Genomic DNA, 19,029 nt, shown 5'->3' with positions numbered 1-19,029 from the left:
CCTGTTTGTCAATTCATTTGGAGGGTTGCTCCTCTTAATTCCCTTATTACAAATTCTCGATTAAATTTGTAATATCTTCTTTAGAGAACTTGTATCGTTCATTACAGAAATGACAGTGAACTTCTGTCTCTTCCTCTTCTTCACGAACTTGCTCTAACTCTGTTTTACCTAAACTAATTAATACACTCTCAATACGCTCGCGTGAGCATGTGCAATTAAATTGAACATCCATTGTTTCTAATACTTTTACTTTATCTTCTCCAAGAACTGCATATAGTAGCTCTTCCGGAGAAAGACCTTGTTCAATCAACGTTGATACAGGTGGAATCTTTTGTAAACGGTCTTCAATAAATGAAATCGTTTCATCTTGGGCACCCGGCATAATTTGAAGGATGAATCCACCTGCCGCTAATATGCTATCATCTCCATTTACAAGAACACCAACACCTACAGAAGAAGGCGTTTGTTCAGAAACTGCAAAATAATACGTAAAGTCTTCTCCTAATTCTCCTGAAACGATTGGAGATTGACCAATAAACGGCTCACGCATTCCAATATCTTTAATTACAGTTACAAACCCCTCTGTACCTACCGCTTGATATACACGTAACTTCCCTTGTTCTGTTCCTTCAAAATCAACATGCGGATTCGTTACATAACCACGTACATCTCCATTTGCATGAGCATCTACTAAGATAGGGCCAATTGGACCGTTACCTTCTACCTTAATCGTTAACTTTTGCTCGCCCTTTAACATTGCGCCCATCATTGTACCCGCAGTCAAGGAACGCCCTAGTGCCGCTGAAGCTGTTCTCCATGTATCATGACGTCTTTGCGCCTCACTTACTGTATTTGTTGTACGCACACTATACGCACGCACTTCTCCATCAAATGCTAACGCTTTTACTAAATAATCTTTCATACGTATTTATTCACCTTTCTCATGCTGTAAATTTGCATTACGTTCATATAACATATACAAACCTTTTAACGTTAAAAACGGATCTACAATATCAATTACATTCGATTCTTCGGAAATTAATTTTGCCAATCCACCTGTTGCAATAACTTTAGGTTCTTGTCTAGCTTCTTCTTTCATACGCTTAACAATACCTTCCACTTGTCCAACATAACCATAAAGAATACCAGATTGCATCGCACTTACTGTATTTTTCCCAACAACACTGCTTGGTTTTGTAATTTCGATACGAGGAAGTTTTGCTGCTCTGCTATATAAAGCCTCTGCTGAAATCATAATTCCTGGCGTAATAACTCCACCCATATAATGTTTTTCTTCGTTAATATAACAATATGTAGTAGCCGTACCAAAATCAACAATAATGAGCGGACTTCCATATAAGTGGATTCCTGCTACTGCATTTACAATTCGGTCTGCGCCTACTTCACGCGGATTTTCATATTTAATATTTAGTCCTGTTTTTATCCCAGGCCCTACTACAAGCGGTTTAATTTTAAAATATTTTTCACACATGCGCTCTAAAGCAAACATAATTGGCGGTACGACTGAAGACACAATAATACCTTTCACATCTTCAAACGAAAGACCCTCATGCTCAAGCAATTGCTTTACAAGCATTCCATATTCATCTTCTGTCTTATGACGATCTGTTTCCATGCGCCAATGCTGACGAAGTTCCCCCTCTTCAAACACACCTAGTACAGCATTTGTGTTCCCTACATCCAATACAAAAATCATATTCTCACCACTTATCTTATTTAATCTATATTTGTGCAGTATGTATAAAACTTATAAAAACATCATATCACACATACTTATATAATCAGCTTTCCTACCCTCATCATTTTACAAAAAGATTGCTCTCTATTTCAATTTTTAATACTAGTTTTACTTAAATTACTTTATCCACTAAGTTCTCAATAGTAATTAACAAAGATTTTAACAAACAAAAAAGGAGTGACGATAGTCACTCCTTCACTTCTTACTTATCTTCTTTATCTTCATCGTCTTTCTTCATGTTGATGTTTACTTTCACATCATCTGAAGATGTTGGACGTTCTGGCAATCTGCCGTAATCACATAAATGATTGATTTGCTCTGCATCTAATGTTTCTACTTCAAGTAACGTTTGTGCGATAATATCTAGTTTATCACGGTTTTCAGTAAGAATTTGTTTTGCACGAGCATAACATTCTTTCATAATTGATTGCATTTCCATATCGATTTCATGTGCAATCGCATCACTATAGTTTTGTTCTGAGTGGAAGTCTCTTCCTAAGAACACTTGACCACCTTGCGAGCTACCAAATTGCATCGGTCCAAGTTTGTCACTCATACCAAATTCCGTAACCATACGTCTTGCAATACCAGTCGCACGTTGGAAGTCATTATGAGCACCTGTACTCACTTCACCAAATACAATCTCCTCAGCTACTCGGCCACCAAGTAAACCAGTGATTTTATCAAGTAACTCTGGTTTCGTCATGAAGTAACGATCTTCTTTCGGAAGCATTACCGCATATCCACCAGCCTGACCACGAGGGACAATTGTTACTTTATGAACGACATCTGCTTCATCGAGAACAACACCAATTACAGTATGACCTGCTTCATGGAAAGCAACGATATTACGTTCTTTTTCAGAGATAACACGACTTTTCTTAGCTGGACCTGCAATAACACGATCCGTCGCTTCATCGATATCACTCATATCAATTTTCTTCTTATCTTGACGTGCAGCTACTAAAGCAGCTTCGTTTAATAAGTTTTCAAGATCCGCACCAGAGAATCCTGGTGTACGAGTCGCAATCGCTCTTAAATTAATATGCTCATCAAGTGGTTTATTACGCGCATGTACTTTCAGTACAGCTTCACGGCCATTTACATCTGGACGATCTACTGTAATTTGACGGTCAAAACGACCTGGACGTAATAACGCTGGGTCAAGAATGTCTGGACGGTTTGTCGCAGCAATGATAATAATACCTTCGTTTGCACCGAATCCATCCATTTCAACAAGTAATTGGTTCAATGTTTGCTCACGCTCATCATGACCACCACCAAGACCTGCGCCACGTTGACGACCTACTGCATCAATTTCATCAATGAAAATGATACAAGGAGCATTTTTCTTTGCATTTTCAAATAAATCACGTACACGTGAGGCACCGACACCGACAAACATCTCTACGAAGTCAGAACCACTGATAGAGAAGAATGGAACGCCAGCCTCACCTGCAACAGCACGTGCTAATAAAGTTTTACCTGTACCTGGAGGTCCAACTAATAGGACACCCTTTGGAATACGAGCACCAACTTCAGAGAACTTACGAGGGTCTTTCAAGAATTCAACTACCTCAACAAGTTCTTGTTTCTCTTCATCCGCACCAGCAACATCTCTGAAACGAACTTTTTTCTTTTCATCATTATATAACTTCGCCTTACTTTTCCCGAAGTTCATAACACGGCTACCGCCGCCTTGAGCTTGGTTTAATAAGAAGAAGAATAAAATGAAGATGATGACAAATGGAATGATTGAAGTAAAGAATGTTACCCAAGCACTTGTTTCTTCTGCTGGTTGATACTTAACTTCGGCACCTTTCGCTTTATCATTAATTTTCTTTTGTAATTCCTCAGTATTTGGTGCATAAGTAACAAATTGTTCTCCTTGGCTAGAGTTATTAAATTGTCCTTTTACCTCAAATACACCATTTTTCGGTTGAAGTTGCACATTACGCACTTCACCGCTTTCTAGTTTAGTAATGAATTTGTCGTAGCTAACTGATGTCGTTTTTTGTGTCGAACCATTAAAATAGCTCACGATTCCAATTACTACTAAGAATATCAGTAAATAAAAGATGGTATTACGGAAGATACGATTCATTCCTAACCTCCTCTCACGGCATAAACACTATAGTAAATCGTAACATAGAAAAACTTTCCTATACAATTGTGAAGCCTATATTTAATTAATTTGAGTAAACGCTTGGTTTTAATACGCCTACATAAGGAAGATTACGGTATTGCTCTTTATAATCTAATCCATATCCTACTACAAATTCATGTGGAACAGTAAATCCAACATAATCCGCTTTCAGATCAACCTTACGGCCTGTTGGCTTATCTAATAATGTAACAATTTTTACAGACTTCGCTTTACGATATTTGAATAAGTCTACTAAGTAGCTTAGTGTAAGACCACTATCAATAATATCTTCGACGATTAAAATATCGCGACCTTCTACAGAAGTATCAAGATCTTTTAAAATTTTCACTTCGCCTGTTGAAACTGTAGAGTGACCGTAACTAGATACAGCCATAAAATCCATTTCAAGATATGTATCTGTTCTCTTTAATAAATCTGCCATGAATGGCATTGCGCCTTTTAATACACCAATTGCAAGAGGTACTGTGTTTTTATAATCCTCTGCAATAATTGCACCTAGTTCGCGCACCTTTTCTTGTATTTGCTCTTCAGAAATTAATACTTTTTCGATATCTTGATTCATCATTTCATTATCCTCCCGGAAGACTCCTTGCTTTTGTAGTGAATAATCATATATTTATCCTTCTTTGCCATCTCTTTCGAAATTGCAAATGCAGATCGTTTCAACAAGGGTACCCAAATAATAGTCCCACTTGCATCACAAACGACCGGCCATTCTTCTCTTTTTTCTTTCGGTACTTTCGCTTCGATAAAAATAGCTTTTATCTTTTTCGTACCATTCATACCTTGTATTGACATGCGATCTCCATTTTCTCTAGAACGAATACGAAGTGGATATGATATATCATTATACTTAGCAACAAATACTGTTTCATTCATGTTACTTGGTATATCTTCGCTCACCTCTGTTACAAATTCATCCCCGTTCAATAGCGTAATGGTCCCGGGTACTAATAAATCTTGTGAAAAAGGAGAGACAATTTCTTGTTTAAATCTAAAGCTACACTCCTCGTATGAACGAACAATTTTCAAATCACCCGGAAAATCAAGTGAACCTGAAGGTTGTGTCCGCTTAAAAAACTCAATCAACTTGTCAATATGTATAGAAGAAAGAGAAGATGGAATCTTATATTCATAAAGATAGTTTAATATTAGTTGAATCCCTCTTCTTTGTAAAGGCATAGACATGGATTCAAAGGCAGGAATTGATAAGCTAATTTGTTTATCACTTTTTTTTGTAATTACTTTATTCATTTTCTCAAAAGCTAATTCCTGCAAATAAGCCTCATCCTCTTGCATCTGCACGCTAAATTTTTGGAATTTCTCATGCATTTGTGGATTTTCTTCTTTCAAATGAGGAAGGACATATTTACGTAATCGATTCCTTGTATATACTTCCTTTTTATTACTCGGATCTATACGTGGCATTAAATTTAGCTTATTACAGTAATCAACAATTTCTTCCTTCGTTACGCCAAGTAACGGCCTAATTAAATATCCATTATGAAAAGGACGCTTCACTGCAATTCCTGCATATCCTTTCGGAGTACTCCCTCTTACAAGACGCATTAAAATTGTCTCGACTTGATCATCTCCATGATGTCCAAGAGCAACATATCTCGCATCATATTTCTTCATTATTCTTTCCAAAAATGCATATCTGCATTCTCTCGCAGCAACCTGTGCATTCATTCCGTATTGCTGTTGATATTGTGATACATTAATCCTTATCGTTTCACAAATAATTCCCAGTTCTTCACAAAGGCCCTGCACAAACTGTAAATCCTCATAAGATTCATCACCTCTAAACATATGATCCACATGAGCAACTACAATTTCCAACTGTTTTTCCGCTCTTTTTTCTAATAAATAATATAAAAGCGCTAACGAGTCAGGACCACCAGAAACTCCCACAACAATTGTTGAATCATTCTTTAATACATCATGCTGCTTTACAAAGTCATCTACTTTTTCAACAAATGTATCTTTCAACTTCGTAATCACCTTTCATTAAACAAGAACAGCAACCTTAGTCACCTTGTCTACAATGGTACAACTTTTACAAACATTGTGCAAAAAAAAGATATACAAAAATTACATTTTTATCTTACATCCTCCGTGTATATTCACAAAATTAATAACATTACCTTTTCCCACAAAAAAACCTAGGTATTCACCTAGGTTTTTAAAATCAAATTATAGATAAACATTCCACTTACATTTTACTGCGCCTGCATTCCTACAATCGGAATCGTAGCCCACTTCGGCATATTTTTCTTCACTTTTGCCACTACAATAGTCATATCATCATTTATATAACCATCACAAGAGCGAATCACTTCTTCCATAATGATATCAGCAATTTCTTGCGGGTCTTCGGTTTGCAATTCTTTAATTTTTCGTTTCATCCACAATTCATGATTCTCCACATGCTGTGCTCCTTCAAAAATCCCATCGCTCATCATAATAAGAATATCGCCCGTTTTTAATTGTTCACCCACCACATCAACTTCAACATCTTCGATGATTCCCATCGGCAAATTACTTGCTTCAATTTTCAAAATATTATTTGCGCGTTTAACAAAACTCGGCGTCGATCCAATCTTTAAAAACCTTGCACTCGCATCCCGCAAATCTACCATAGCTAAATCTAATGTCGTAAACATTTCTTCTGTCGTTCTCAAAGAAAGAATTGAATTGATAGACTTAATTGCTATTTCTTCATCAATGCCTGATTGGAGTATTTTTTGTAATAATTTCACCGTTTCCTTACTTTCCATATGAGCTCTTTGCCCATTACCCATACCATCACTAATCGCAAGTGCATATTTACCAACACTTAAATCCATCATCGCATAAGAGTCACCCGAAACAAATCCACCGCCTTTTGCAGCTGTAGCCAATCCTGTATCAAGAGAATACGTCTTCGCCGAACCAAATGATATTAAACTATGGCCATTTGGATAAGACGACTTTTCTTCATGTTTAACGACAATATTTTCTTTAAGGATATCTGAAAGCATCGGTGCAACTAACTTTTCACACTCACCATGTTCATTAGATGCAACTGGAATTAACATTTCAATATCAATACTTCCTCTATCTAAACAATAAATATCAACATGCTCTACTTCAACACCAAAATCTCGGAACGCTTGCATAATCTGTTCTTCCTGCACTTGATGATTTTCACGCTCTCGTTGTATCTCCTTAGCAAAATCCTCCATAACCTTTGATACACCTAATAGTTGCTCCGCTACTATTCTACGATTTTCCTTCATTTGTTTTCGTAATTTTTGTCCCTCATAGAAGTGATCTAATTCACCGGCTACTAAATCCGTCACTTTTTTCCCTCTCACACAATGCTTGTCCCACTCACGAACTAATTTACGATTATGTTGCAGGGTTCCTTCTTCCGTTTCATTCATTATTTGTTTCATATAATCGTACGTTTTATCAAAATTCACTACCCAGCATTGATCCTTTTTAAAGCATGTTTGACATGTTTTCGCAGTAATTGTACTCAAAAACAAATCTGCTTCTGTCTCTTTATCTTCTTCCTCTACATACCCATATACAGAAAAGCTATTAGATAAAGCAGCAAATACATTTGCAAACTGGTTGATTTTATTTGCTGTAACATCACGCATCCTTCTTAAATATTGTTGTTGATCTTGCGAATGCTCTTGTGTACCTGGCATAAATTTAGCAATACGATCCAAAACAAGCTTCGGTGTTAATAAGAAGATAACAATCGCTACACCTGACTCAATTAAAGTTGTTACAATATTTGTCTGTTTGTCTACATATAATGTAATTAAGCTTGTCCCAATTAATAAACCTAAACTAACACCTAAACGCTTTCCTTCTTTTAACAATCCACCAAGCAATCCAGAAAAAGCAAGAAGGCTAAGCTGAGACAAGCTAGACACATTTGCTAAACTTAATATTAGTCCTGTTACAACCCCCACTGTAGACCCTGTGGCAGCACCCGCAATAAATGCAAATACTAGCACTAAATACCTTGTAAAAATATGTTGAATAGAAGCATCATATACAAACCAATCTGTTGTACCCGTTAAAACAGATGCTAGTAATATAATCAAACAAACAATTTCTTCCGTCTCTAATGCCTGTTGTTTTCCTTTCCTTTCCACTAAAAGCGGGACACTTTGTAAAAATATCATAGTTAATACAAAACTAAGTCCAGCCTCAATGGTACTAACGAGTAAATCGTACATGGTGACAGTTTGTTGCGCAAAATATACAACAACTAAGTGTGCGGTTAATGCGGAGATAAATACTTGAAATGGAACAAGTCCAACAGTTTTACGTGTAAATCGACTAAAGAAGATATTATAAATGAAGAAGGTAAAGATAGATGCAAAGGTAAAAAACAAATTATCTATCGATACTGAAAGAGCTCCTCCCATTAGAGCTAAAAATGCTAGCGGCATCTTATCCCGCTTCATAACATAAACAGCAGCAAAAAATGGCAGTGCAAACGGTAAAATATTTGTTAATATATATGCTCGTCCCAAAAGAAAACCAATAACAACAATAATAAATCCCCATCTAAAGAAAACTTGCTCAAATTTCATTCGCAACTTACTCGTCCACTTTATTCCACCAAGCTGACTCTCATTCATTGCCAATGCACTTGTATTCATAGTATTCCTTCCTGCTTTAGGCATATTTTTAACACCACCTGCATAGTTTAATTACTGTCATTATAAAAGATGATTGTTGGTTTTTTTGTCAAAACAACAGTTTTCACTTTTATAATCGTTCGACTTTTTATTCGAAATAACTCTACAGATATACAGGGTATGTAAGTTATTTTCGATATTTTAATTAAATATTCAGAAAATATAGGGTGATTTTGTAGAAGTGTTGTATATCTTAATTTATTTAACAAAAAAAGATCATGCAAATTTGCATGATCTTTTTAGATGACCCGTACGGGATTCGAACCCGTGTTACCGCCGTGAAAGGGCGGTGTCTTAACCACTTGACCAACGGGCCGTTAAATTAAATATAGCGGCGGAGGGGATCGAACCCCCGACCTCACGGGTATGAACCGTACGCTCTAGCCAGCTGAGCTACACCGCCATGTCGTCTTATTTAACGGACAATTAGTATCTTACATCAGATACTGATTAAAGTCAACACATCTCAAAAACTTTTTTGAAAATATTTTTTACATATAAAAAAGCACCCTGAGCCATCACTCTGGGTACCTCTCTATATGTTAAAAACTAAACGTCCTTATTATCCGCGACGCGCGCCACGGCCACCACGTTTAGACTCTGTGTTACGCTTTAAAGAAGTTAAACGATCTTCGCTATCTTTTAAGAAGCGTGCCATCTTTTGCTCAAATGTTTCCTTCGGAGCTCGGTCGTTACCGCCACCGCGATTATCTCTGTTGAAAGAGCGATTATTACGTTGTGGACGTCCAGAACGTTGTTGATCACCACCGCGTTGGTATTCACCACGTGGACGATCTCCTTCTGTTTTTTCACGTTCTTTCGCTTTTTTGATAGATAAACCAATCTTTCCATCTTTTTCAACATTAATAACTTTTACTTCTACTTGGTCGCCCACTTTTAAGTGATCGTTAATATCTTTTACATAGTTATCAGCAACTTCACTAATATGAACAAGACCCGTTAAGCCCTCTGGCAGCTCCACAAAAGCCCCAAAATTTGTAATACCTGTTACTTTACCCTGTAACTTGCTGCCTACCTCGATTGACATAAAAAAAATGCTCCTCCTTAGTGGTTAAAAAGTCAAATTTTACTTTATTATATATAATCCTAAAATATAGTGTCAATAAGACATACTCTACTTAGAAACAGGAAAAATTATCTCCCCTTTACCAGAGAAGAAATAATCCCTTCTAGCAATCTTTAATACGTACTCTTCATCATTTAACTTTTGAACTTCGTCTTTTAGACTTTTTTCTTTATTCGTTAATGAATCCAGTTCTTTTTTCATGTCCTTAACTTTTGCTTCTTTTGCTTTAATGGAACTGTTTTGTTGATAAAACGTTACACTAATACTCGCAATAATTGTAAAAGTAAAGACAAGAAAAACCGCTAAACGGCGATAAAGTCGCTTCCTGTTCTCATCCGTTTGTATTATATGCTCTTTAACAGGATTTGGACTCTGTTTTTCGATTGTTCTTTGTCTCAGTTCCCTCATTTCCGAGGTCCCCCTAACTTCTTTTTTATATGCTCCCATAGTTGGAAGATATGTCCCTTCAATTTTGCTATATATTGCAGGAACCCTATATGTTTCACTATAAAAAGTTTAACACGATTAGGGAGAAGTTTCCATATGAGCGAAGCAATAAATCGAACAGGCCAGAAAAAAACTTTCCATATGAAAAGTAATATCCAAATCACCATTTTCCATAACACATGTCCAATTGAAAGCAGTATACGAAATAAGAATAATATAAATGCAATAAATAGCTGCGCTATAATAATAACAGGTTTTATCATGAGTAGCTGTATAATTCGAACAAAAAAATATGTTGTTTGCATAAAAATATAGATGAGAAAATTTAACAGCTTCATGTATAGTGCCTTCAATAAGCTTTGATATGCCGCAAAACCACATAATAATGCCAAAAACACATATATACGTAGCTCAGCTTCATTTACGAGAAGCAATACATAAAAGACGAATAATGCTTGGACAATCCAAAATAATATATCATGTATAAATACAAGCCAACGTTTACGTTCTTGGCGCTTTAAAAAACGTTGATATGTATCTAAAGACGCTCCAATCCAAGCACCCATTCCAATCATTGAAAGCATTGTATACAACTGAATTGTTAAGCTCATTTAAACAACTTACTAAAGAAACCTTTAGTTTTTTCCCCTTGATTTTCATCAATATACAGCATCTCATTAACTTTCCCTTTAATCGACACAATACCTTTTTCCACATCTAAATTTTTCATTTGTAAATTTTGACCACGAATCGTTAAAAAACCCATTACGGTCTCTAGTAAAAACTCTTCGCTATCAAAACTCTCTACCTGCTTCACACCGGTAATATCAATTATACGCCTGCCACGCATAATAATGTCATGCTCTACAGAAACATTTTGTTGATTAGAAGACGTAGGTGAGTAACCATTATTCACGTAAATCCCCCCATAGGTTTTTACTAGCTAATAGTAATGTATGAGGGGATAAATGATTTTAGAACAAGCCTTCTTCCGCTTTTACTTTTTCTTCACGAACTAAGCTATACATATTTGCTGCATCTTCTTTTTTAGTTGTTTCTTTTAATTCATTTATTTTCACAGTCACTATTTTTTGACCAAAACGAATTGTTAATTCATCAGCTACTTTCACATCAGAACTCGCTTTTGCCACTTGACCATTAATAGATATTCTTCCTTGATCAGCTACTTCTTTCGCTAATGTTCTTCTTTTAATTAAACGTGATACTTTTAAAAACTTATCTAGACGCATATCAAATCCCCCTATTAACGCTCTGTTTGTTTCGCTTCTTCCCATAAAACATCTAACTGTTCTAATGATAAATCTTTCATCTCTTTATTCATTTCAGCTACTTTTGCCTCCATGTATAAAAAACGACCAGTAAATTTCTCATTAGTTGAACGTAACGCCTCTTCTGGATCTATTTTGTAATGACGAGCTATATTAACAAATGCAAATAGTAAATCACCAAACTCACCCAGCATCTTTTCCTCATCCATATTTGTAACCTCTTGTTGGAACTCTTGCCATTCTTCCAAAGCTTTCTCTATCATCGGTTGCACATCAACCCAATCAAATCCAACCTTACCAGCTTTCTTCTGAATTTCATAGGCGCGTAGTAACTGTGGCAAACTTTTGGGAACGCCATTTAAAACAGATTCTTTCACGAATCCTTTTTCTTGTTTTTTAATTTCTTCCCAATTTGCAATCACTTCATCAGCGCTGTTTACATCCGTATTTCCAAACACATGCGGATGGCGACGAACCATTTTCTCAGATAGAGTTCGAATGATATCATCTATAGAGAACCAACCTTCATCTTCTCCGATTTGAGCATGAAGCATAACTTGTAATAATATATCACCTAATTCTTCTACTAAGTGATCATCATCCTCTTCATCGATTGCTTCCAACACTTCATAAGCTTCCTCAATTAAATATTTCTTTAATGATTGATGTGTTTGCTTTTTATCCCACGGACAACCATTTGGACCACGAAGTTCCGCAATAATTTCTCTAAGAACATCAAACTGTTGATACAAGGACGCACGCTCCTGAACTGGCGGCACGTACACACTCGTTAAATTATTCAATTCCGTTTCATGATCTAACATGTACAACGGTACCTTCTTTACTTGTTCAAATGAAGTTCCTGCAGCTGTTACGATATACACTTCATAATCATCTGGTAACATCTCCATTAATGTTAATTTCACATCAGATGCAACGAATGCATCATATACTTGGCAAAAGATTAAATGTTGACGCAGTTCTAATTGCCCTCTTTCAAATGATGTAGCATCAAGTAATTGGAATCCTTCAATCGGATCAATCTTTAGACTTGCAAACATAGGATCAAGGAAACTTTGTCCACCCTCAATTCGCACTTCAACATTTGAAACTTCTCCTTTTTCTAACAGCAGCTGAACTGTTCTTTCTGCTACAAGTGGATGCCCGGGAACAGCATAGATAATTTCTGTACCTTCAGCTTGTTCTAGCAATTTATTCGCAATTGTTTCATATACAATTTCAAACGTATCATGTGCTTCATATACAGCATCAAAAGACGTATATTGTACGCCTTCTTTCTCCAATTCTTCTATAACTGGATGTTCTTTCGTTCTAACAAACAGATGGTCTGCTTCTTTTATTTTTCGATATACACCCATCGTTAGCTGATCTAATTCACCAGCTCCTAAACCTAAAATAGTAATGATTCCACTCACAACCAGTCACCTCTATCCACTCTTCTTCAATGAACCTTCTTTTTTCTCTTGTTTCATAACGGTTCCTAATTCTTTTTTTGTAAATACACGTAATTTCAAAATAAAAAACATATATGTCAATCCGCCGATGGCTACACCTAACAACGCTTCAAGCGTCGCGCTTCCTCTATGTTCCGTATTAATTACTAATCCAGACATCTGTAACACACGTGTGAACACCATTAATACAAATCCCATACAAATACCACTAATTACTATCCCTAACATATTTCGCTTATTGATAAGTGACCCTGATACAGCTCTCGTAAGCAACAAACTATTTAATCCAGAGATTATAATTAACGCACATAAAGTCGCAAAAGCTGCACCTTTCACACCAAAATAAGGCATGAATATATAATTTAACGCTAACTTTAAGCAACCTCCAAATACAACAAATAATGCTGGCTTAAACGTTTGCCCTAATCCTTGTAAAATAGAAGCTGTCGTAATTGACAATGAACTAAATAAAATAGATAACGATAAAATAGATAAAACATCTGATCCATCACTGTTTTCAAACAACATAATATTGGTAGGTTGAATAATACAAGTTAGTCCAATAGCTGCTGCAAGTCCAATAACAAATGTTATTTTCATTGCTAACTTTACCTTTTCTTGAATAAAGGAAAGATCTCCTCTTTCCTTCGCCGCTGTAATAATCGGAATAAGTGACAACGAGAAAGAAGTCGTCACAACAGTACCTAATTGCATTAGCGGAATACTTCTATCATAAACACCCTTTAATACCTTTGCATTTTCAGCCTGTTCTCCCGCACCAATAAGTAAGCTGTAAAAGGACACTGAATCAGCCATCTGTATAAAAATAAGCACTAAATTACTAACACAAATCGCTAACCCCTGCCAAAAAAGGATTTTAACTATCTTCCTTTTACCCTTAATTCTCGCTGCACTTTTGAAGAATATAGAACGAAAATCTTGACGCATATACAATATAAGTACAATAATCCCAATAAGTCCACCCGCAATTGAGCCTAACATAGCCCCTGCACCAACTGTATATAAATCAAATCCGTGAGCAATTAGGAATAGCGATAAAAACACAATAATAGAAACTCGAATTGTTTGTTCTATTACTTGCGAAACAGCCGTTGGCATCATATTATTAAATCCTTGAAAATACCCTCTTGCTACAGACAAAAATGGCATCAATAAGAATGAAAATGAAATAACACGTAGTAACTTATCTAAGTGTATATCGCCCATAGCTGCCGCAATTGTTTCGGCCCCAAAAAACAATGTAAAGAAGCCTATAAAACCAATTCCTAATAAGAACCAAAAAGATACACAAATAATTTCTTCTGCTTCTTTTTGTTTTCCCCGCTCTAGTCGTTCTGCAACCATTTTCGAAATGATAACAGGAAATCCATAAGTAGCTAAAATTAAACAAAATCCATAAAACGGGTAAATTTGTTGGTAAATATAAAACCCAATATCCCCCGCTATATTTTGATATGGAATACGGTAAAAAGCGCTTAATACTTTTGTAACAAAACTTGCAATCGTTAATATAATAGCCCCACGCCAAAAGGCTTGATACTTCTTCGCTTCCATACAAGAAAACTCCTTTTTCTATTCTCACCTCTCGTATTATATCATAAAGAAAAGAACAAACTCCCTTACCAACACGGGTAATAATGAGTTCCTACATGTTAAAAATATTCAACGAAAAAAGGTAGCAAAGTGCTACCTTCATTCAATATACATATATCTCCAAATAATTGATTTCTCAAAAAGAAAGATCATAATTAGGAAAGATTGCTACTTCTAAAATCAATATACCCTTACTGTTCCATTTGTTTCGCTAAGAAACTGGCAGCAGTATTAACCGCTTTATGCTCGATCTCGCTTATAATGGCTTCTTTCGAGAAAATAATGACGGCTCCAATCGGATCTCCGTTTGCAACAATCGGTCCAACTGTATAAGAATGAACCTTTTCTGTTACACCATCAATAATGGAAATATCACTTTCATCCGTCATAATAACAGACTTTCGTTCTTCCATCGTTTTTTCAATTAGATCGCCAACACTTTTATTTAAGTATTCTTTTTTCGATACGCCTGATACTGCGATGATAGAATCTCGATCACACACAAGCACATTATGTCCTAAGCTGTCATATAAAGCATCAGCATATTCTTTTGCAAAATCACCTAGCTCACTAATTGGAGAATACTTCTTTAAAATTACCTCTCCATCGCGATCAACAAATATTTCTAGTGGGTCTCCTTCTCGAATACGTAAGGTTCTACGAATTTCCTTCGGGATTACTACCCTGCCTAAATCATCAATTCGACGTACGATTCCAGTTGCTTTCATTCTAATGCTGCCTCACTTTCTACTGATGATCAAAGTGGTGAATTTACCTGTTCATGTAAAAATCACCAACTGTTAGACATAGTATTTTACACATTAGTTCTTCTATGCACGTCGAATTGTATTTTTTTATCTTATTTTAGGCATTTATTACTTCTTTTTTTACATCTGGTAAGCCTTTTAATAAATTTTCAGCAATTGTTAACCACTTCGATGTCTCTAAGCCATTTGTTTTCATAACAATTTTCAATTGTGATCCTTCCATTCCTAAACCGATCATACGTCCAAAACTATTTCCGAGCATGAATAATTTTCCACCATCAATATTTTGGCTTGCTTGTTCAGAAAACAGGAATGTTACTTCAAATTTATTCTGCTTAATTAATTCAATTTGTTCTTTCATTGCCAACACTTTAATATTTGCAATTTGTAATAAATAACCAACTTCTTGTGGATAATCGCCAAATCTATCGATCATTTCTTCCTGCAATTCTTCAATATCCTCAATTGCAGAAACACCTCTAAATTGTTTATACATCATAATTTTTTGCTTACTATCTGAAATATAAGCATCTGGTAAATATGCATCTACCTCTAAGTCAATTTCAACATTAACTATATTTTCAGCCCCATCTGTTCCTCTACGCTGTTCAATTGCATCTTTTAACATTTGAGAATATAAATCAAATCCGACAGAATCAATAAATCCATGCTGTTCTGCCCCTAACAAATTACCTGCTCCACGAATAGATAAATCTCTCATAGCAATTTTGAAACCAGATCCAAGTTCCGTGAACTCTTTAATTGCTTGTAGACGCTTCTCTGCAACCTCTGACAGCACTTTGTCACGTTTATATGCAAAGTATGCATATGCAACACGATTAGAACGTCCAACACGCCCACGAAGCTGATACAACTGTGATAATCCCATACGATCTGCATCAAATACAATTAACGTATTTACATTCGGAATATCTACACCCGTCTCAATAATTGTTGTACTTACAAGAACATCATGCTGTCCTTCTAAAAATGATAGCATAACAGACTCTAATTCGCTTTCGTTCATTTTCCCATGTGCGTACGTTACGCGGGCATCTGGAACTAACATCGAAATTTCATCCGCTTTTCTTTCAATATCCTCTACACGGTTATATAGGAAGTAAACTTGACCACCTCTTGCAAGCTCTCGCTCTATCGCCTCTCGTATTAATGCTGGATTATACTCTACTACATACGTTTGGACTGGGAAACGATTTTCTGGTGGTGTCTCAATAACAGATAAGTCGCGCACACCAAGCATAGACATATGAAGCGTCCGCGGAATCGGAGTTGCCGTTAATGTTAATACGTCAACATTCGCCTTCAATTGTTTAATTTTTTCTTTATGTGTTACACCAAATCTTTGTTCTTCATCAATAATAAGAAGCCCTAAATCTTTATACGTAACATCTTTAGATAAAATACGATGTGTTCCGATTACAATATCTACTGTTCCATCCTTTAAGCCCTTAATTGTTTCATTTTGTTGTTTTCTCGTACGGAATCTACTTAATAAGCCTATATTGATCGGATAATCTTGAAAACGCTCTCGAATTGTTTCATAGTGTTGCTGCGCAAGAATCGTTGTCGGTACTAAAATTGCAACTTGTTTTTCATCCATAATTGCTTTAAATGCCGCACGAATAGCCACTTCAGTCTTTCCATATCCTACGTCACCACAAAGGAGCCTATCCATTGGGCGTCCGCGTTCCATATCTTTTTTTAATCTCGTCAATAGAACGTAACTGATCCTCTGTCTCTTGATACGGGAAAGATGATTCGAACTCTTGTTGTTCTGCCGTATCTGGCGTATATGCATAGCCTTTTGAAGCTTCGCGCTCAGCATATAGTTTAATTAGGTCATCCGCAATGTCTTGTACAGATTTTTCAACTTTCGTTTTAACCTTCTTCCAATCATTACCACCTAATTTATAAACTTTCGGATCCTTACCTTCAGATCCTACATATTTTTGAACTTGATCAATTTGTTCAATTGGAACGTATAGCTTATCATTACCTTGATATTTAATATTTAAATAATCTTTATGAACACCATTAATCTCTAATGTCTCAATACCTAAAAATTTACCTATACCATGATTTACATGAACTACATAATCTCCAACTTTTAATTCCGAATAATTTTTAATACGTTCAGCATTCGATAACTTTTGTTTACGTTGTGATTTTTTAACTTTCTTATGAAAAAGCTCCTTTTCAGTAATGACAACAAGCTTTTGCATCGGCATTTCAAAACCTGCATGTAAATCACCTACAGCAATTTGTAACCTTCCAGGCAATAAAATATCTGTACCTTCTACAATATCTGCCTCAATATCATAATCACTTAAAATATGTTGTAATTTTTTCACACGTTCATCATCTGTTCCAAGTACAACAGTCGTAAAATGCCCTTCATTCCATCTATCAATTTCTGTTTTTAACAAATTCATCTGTCCATGGAAATCTTGCATTGTTTTACATGTTACATTAACAATATTTTGCGGATGTGTGTGTGCGATATGACGCAAGAATAACGTTAAATATACAAAACTTCTTTTTTTATGATGAAGAAACCCCTCGAATGGGTGAGAGAAAGATAAATCTTGAATAATTGTTCCTTCACCAAGAAGTGATATATACCATTCCGCCTCTTCTGTTTCAAGATGCGATGCTGTTTCTTGAATACGGGAAATCTCGTCTAAAATTACAACACCGTCTTCTGGTAAATAATCTATCAGACTAGCAGGTTCTTTATAGAAAATAGATAAGTATTTAAACATCTGTTCTATACTTTGCCCGTTTTTCAACATCTCAATTTCATGACTTACCGTCTCAAGCACTGTAGTCTTTAGTTTATCATCAGAAAGTTTTTGCATCGTCTTAGTCAAACCTTCTTCAAGATGCTGAATTCCTGATTTTAATTCTTCCTGTGAAAATAAAAACTCTGTTGCTGGACCAAACCTAACGCTTTCTTTTTTACCTTGAGAACGCTGTTCATCCACATCAAATAATCGAATAGAATCGACTTCTGTATCAAAGAATTCAATACGAAATGGTAGTTCTTCAGTTAAAGGATAAATATCTAATATTCCCCCACGCAAACTGAACTCCCCTGGAGCTTCTACCATCGACTTACGTTCATAGCCAATATGATGTAAAGTATGCAAGAGCGCATCTAAATCAATCTCTTGCCCTAGATTGATTTCAACTTGCTTTTGCTTCCACAATTCTTTTATTGGTAAAAATCTACGCAATCCTGCCACTGGCGCTACAATGATTCCATTCTCTCCCGCAGCCAAGCGATTTAACACTTCTATACGTTGCGCCTTCAATTCTGGACTTGCAACTCCAATTTCCGATGCTATCAGTTCATTCACTGGATATAACCACACATCTTTTTCACCAAGTAACGCCACTAAATCTTCATGTACTTTTTGTGCTTGGTATAAGTTATGCGTCACGATTAATTGTGATTTTTTTGTTTTTTTATATAAAGCCGCCATTAATAATGAACGAGAAGACGTTGCCATCCCTGATATAAGTTGTTCTTTTAACCCATCTTCTAATCCATTAATAACCGATTGTATCTCTTCATTTTTATAAAATTGCTCTAATAAACCTATCATTTTTAAAACTCCTCTCAACATAAAGAGCAAGTCATTCTATTTTATGCAAATATTTTGGAAAAGGAAAACAGAAAAATGCTTTGGAC

At 35.8% G+C, this 19,029-nt stretch carries 14 protein-coding genes, 2 tRNA genes and 1 pseudogene; all 17 read right to left on the bottom strand.

Annotation, left to right across the window (positions count from 1 at the left end; all coding sequences use genetic code 11):
* Nucleotides 1–46: 46 nt before the first annotated feature.
* The 17 genes and pseudogenes from hslO to mfd all read right to left on the bottom strand — a co-directional run bounded on the left by hslO (nucleotide 47) and on the right by mfd (nucleotide 18,943).
* Nucleotides 47–922, bottom strand: a complete 876-nt coding sequence (hslO, locus tag DN404_RS23445) for a redox-regulated molecular chaperone HslO (protein ID WP_000656372.1) — start codon at nucleotides 920–922, stop codon at nucleotides 47–49.
* Between the two features lie 6 nt (nucleotides 923–928).
* Nucleotides 929–1,717, bottom strand: coding sequence for a type III pantothenate kinase (locus tag DN404_RS23440; protein WP_000578368.1), 789 nt, complete (start codon nucleotides 1,715–1,717; stop codon nucleotides 929–931).
* A gap of 244 nt (nucleotides 1,718–1,961) precedes the next feature.
* Nucleotides 1,962–3,863, bottom strand: coding sequence for an ATP-dependent zinc metalloprotease FtsH (gene ftsH / locus DN404_RS23435; protein WP_001079667.1), 1,902 nt, complete (start codon nucleotides 3,861–3,863; stop codon nucleotides 1,962–1,964).
* An 85-nt stretch (nucleotides 3,864–3,948) separates the two neighbouring features.
* On the bottom strand, nucleotides 3,949–4,491 hold the full coding sequence (gene hpt, locus DN404_RS23430) for a hypoxanthine phosphoribosyltransferase (RefSeq protein WP_000981842.1): 543 nt from the start codon (nucleotides 4,489–4,491) through the stop codon (nucleotides 3,949–3,951).
* Complete coding sequence (gene tilS / locus DN404_RS23425; protein ID WP_000655463.1) at nucleotides 4,488–5,918, bottom strand: tRNA lysidine(34) synthetase TilS; 1,431 nt, start codon at nucleotides 5,916–5,918, stop codon at nucleotides 4,488–4,490. The genes hpt and tilS overlap by 4 nt, the downstream gene beginning before the upstream one ends.
* A gap of 230 nt (nucleotides 5,919–6,148) precedes the next feature.
* Nucleotides 6,149–8,620, bottom strand: coding sequence for a stage II sporulation protein E (spoIIE, locus tag DN404_RS23420; RefSeq protein ID WP_001123552.1), 2,472 nt, complete (start codon nucleotides 8,618–8,620; stop codon nucleotides 6,149–6,151).
* Nucleotides 8,621–8,879: 259 nt separating this feature from the next.
* Nucleotides 8,880–8,951, bottom strand: a tRNA-Glu gene (locus DN404_RS23415).
* 13 nt (nucleotides 8,952–8,964) lie between these two features.
* Nucleotides 8,965–9,038 (bottom strand) — tRNA-Met (locus DN404_RS23410).
* A 159-nt stretch (nucleotides 9,039–9,197) separates the two neighbouring features.
* Nucleotides 9,198–9,683, bottom strand: a complete 486-nt coding sequence (locus tag DN404_RS23405; RefSeq protein ID WP_000021451.1) for a S1 domain-containing RNA-binding protein — start codon at nucleotides 9,681–9,683, stop codon at nucleotides 9,198–9,200.
* A gap of 87 nt (nucleotides 9,684–9,770) precedes the next feature.
* Entirely contained in the window at nucleotides 9,771–10,130 is a 360-nt protein-coding gene (gene divIC, locus DN404_RS23400) for a cell division protein DivIC (RefSeq protein WP_001208739.1), read from the bottom strand.
* Nucleotides 10,127–10,780: a spore cortex biosynthesis protein YabQ gene (yabQ, locus tag DN404_RS23395; protein ID WP_000059772.1), complete on the bottom strand. Its 654-nt coding sequence runs from the start codon at nucleotides 10,778–10,780 to the stop codon at nucleotides 10,127–10,129. Before yabQ ends, divIC begins: the two co-directional genes overlap by 4 nt.
* Complete coding sequence (gene yabP, locus DN404_RS23390) at nucleotides 10,777–11,085, bottom strand: sporulation protein YabP (protein WP_001059104.1); 309 nt, start codon at nucleotides 11,083–11,085, stop codon at nucleotides 10,777–10,779. Before yabP ends, yabQ begins: the two co-directional genes overlap by 4 nt.
* Before the next feature lie 58 nt (nucleotides 11,086–11,143).
* Nucleotides 11,144–11,419 carry an RNA-binding S4 domain-containing protein gene (locus tag DN404_RS23385; RefSeq protein WP_001234876.1) on the bottom strand — a complete coding sequence of 92 codons (276 nt, stop codon included), beginning with the start codon at nucleotides 11,417–11,419 and terminating at the stop codon, nucleotides 11,144–11,146.
* A 14-nt stretch (nucleotides 11,420–11,433) separates the two neighbouring features.
* Nucleotides 11,434–12,894 (bottom strand): bifunctional methyltransferase/pyrophosphohydrolase YabN, encoded by a 1,461-nt coding sequence (gene yabN / locus DN404_RS23380; RefSeq protein WP_000014239.1) that lies wholly within the window; start codon nucleotides 12,892–12,894, stop codon nucleotides 11,434–11,436.
* A gap of 12 nt (nucleotides 12,895–12,906) precedes the next feature.
* Nucleotides 12,907–14,508 (bottom strand): putative polysaccharide biosynthesis protein, encoded by a 1,602-nt coding sequence (locus tag DN404_RS23375; RefSeq protein WP_000387579.1) that lies wholly within the window; start codon nucleotides 14,506–14,508, stop codon nucleotides 12,907–12,909.
* A 230-nt stretch (nucleotides 14,509–14,738) separates the two neighbouring features.
* A complete protein-coding gene (gene spoVT, locus DN404_RS23370; protein WP_000648302.1) occupies nucleotides 14,739–15,275 on the bottom strand; it encodes a stage V sporulation protein T in 537 nt (178 codons plus the stop codon).
* A 136-nt stretch (nucleotides 15,276–15,411) separates the two neighbouring features.
* Nucleotides 15,412–18,943, bottom strand: a pseudogene (gene mfd / locus DN404_RS23365) (transcription-repair coupling factor).
* Nucleotides 18,944–19,029 lie beyond the last annotated feature (86 nt).

Origin of the sequence: Bacillus sp. TE8-1 (assembly GCF_008368855.1) — a bacterium.
Taxonomy (GTDB): Bacteria; Bacillota; Bacilli; order Bacillales; family Bacillaceae_G; genus Bacillus_A; species Bacillus_A cereus.
The sequence above is the reverse complement of the archived record's forward strand: the minus strand, read 5'-3'. Positions and strand labels throughout refer to the sequence as shown.